Source organism: uncultured Brachyspira sp., assembly GCF_910578695.1.
GTDB lineage: Bacteria > Spirochaetota > Brachyspiria > Brachyspirales > Brachyspiraceae > Brachyspira.
The window spans coordinates 1-1,535 of the sequence record NZ_CAJTQJ010000078.1 but is presented as its reverse complement, the minus strand read 5'-3'; the positions used below and the strand labels follow the sequence as shown (position 1 = coordinate 1,535).

Below are 1,535 nucleotides of genomic sequence, written 5' to 3'. Positions count from 1 at the left end.
CAAGACAAGACAAGACAAGACAAGACAAGACAAGACAAGACAAGACAGACAAGACAAGACAAGACAAGACAAGACAAGAATATGTAAAAGATACATACTCTATAATAATAGCACAAAATATAATAAATTACAAGCACCATTTCATTTTATCAAAATTAAATATGGGAGCTTGTAATGATTAAAGTAAGCGTCATAATCCCAGTATATAATGTAGAGCAATATTTAGAAGAATGTTTGAATAGTATAATTAATCAGACATTAAAAGAAATAGAAATTATTTGTGTAGATGATTGCTCTAAAGATAACAGTTATTTAATACTTGATAAGTATAAAGATATAGATTCTAGAATTATTCTTATTAAACATAATATTAATAGAGGTTTGGGACCTGCCAGAAATACAGGATTGGCTAGAGCAAATGGAGAATATATTTTCTATATGGATTCAGATGATTATATATCCAATGATTATATACAAACATTATATGTTACAGCAAAAAAATATAATTCGGATATAGTTAGTAATCTTAATATAAATGCTGATTATGATGGAAAAATAACACCTTATAAGCCCGAAACATTTAATAATCTGATTAATTGGAAAAAACAATATCCTAAAAATTATTTAGAAGGCGAATCATTTATAGAGATAACCGAGAATTATGAAGGCAAAAAAGAATTTTTATCTCCTATGTCTTGGAATAAATTATTTAAAAGAGAATTTTTAATTTCTAATGAACTTTATTTTATGGATATTGCTTTAGGTGCTGAAGATGTTGACTTATACTATAGAGTTATTGCTAATAAGCCAAAAACTTCTTATAATCATAAAGGATATTATTTTTATAGGCAAAGAAATTCATCTTTAATGAAAGAAGCTGAGGTAAATATAAATAGTATAATAGCTACTATTTCTCATATGAATAACTGCATAGAATATTGCAAGATCAAATGTGATGAAAATTTTATGAAGTATTTAATGCCTAAAATTTGTAATTTAATATTCTATAGGTACAGCATTTTTTTAAATAAAGAAGAGGCATTTATACATATACATAATTTTTATAACAAAGTTCAAATAAATAAAGATTTTACTAATGATTATTTATATTATAATTATATGTTAATAAAAATATCCTCTAATTATGATAACTATTTATTTTTTATGAATTTTTATGAGGATATTACAAAAAGAATAGAAAATGTAAAGAATGACAATGAAAAATGGTTTAGATTATTTGGTATATGTAAATCAAAACGATATATAAAAATAGTTGTTTTTGGAATAACTTTTACTGTTAAATTTAAGATAAACTGCAAGGAGTAATTTTATGGGTTTTGTTTTAAATAGCGATTATACATATATAGATTATAATACTAGTGTAGAATATAGAGAAAAATTATTTTTATTAAATAACAGATTTGATTTAATATTTAAATATTGTGAAATAGAAAATAATAGTTTTTTTAGAGATTTATATATAGACCAGACCAGACCAGACCAGACCAGACCAGACCAGACAGTATGTAGCGATT

Annotated in this window: 2 protein-coding genes and 1 pseudogene; all 3 read left to right on the top strand. The window is 23.9% G+C overall.

What is annotated here, in order from left to right; genetic code table 11:
* On the top strand, positions 1-182 hold a 182-nt coding region (locus tag QZ288_RS11740; RefSeq protein WP_295159074.1), incomplete at its 5' end, for a hypothetical protein.
* The gene (locus QZ288_RS11735) at positions 175-1,326 is read left to right on the top strand and encodes a glycosyltransferase family 2 protein (RefSeq protein ID WP_295159072.1); all 1,152 of its coding nucleotides are present in this window, start codon (positions 175-177) and stop codon (positions 1,324-1,326) included. The genes QZ288_RS11740 and QZ288_RS11735, both read left to right, overlap by 8 nt.
* 4 nt (positions 1,327-1,330) lie before the next feature.
* A pseudogene (locus tag QZ288_RS11730) lies at positions 1,331-1,535 on the top strand (hypothetical protein); the annotation flags it as partial.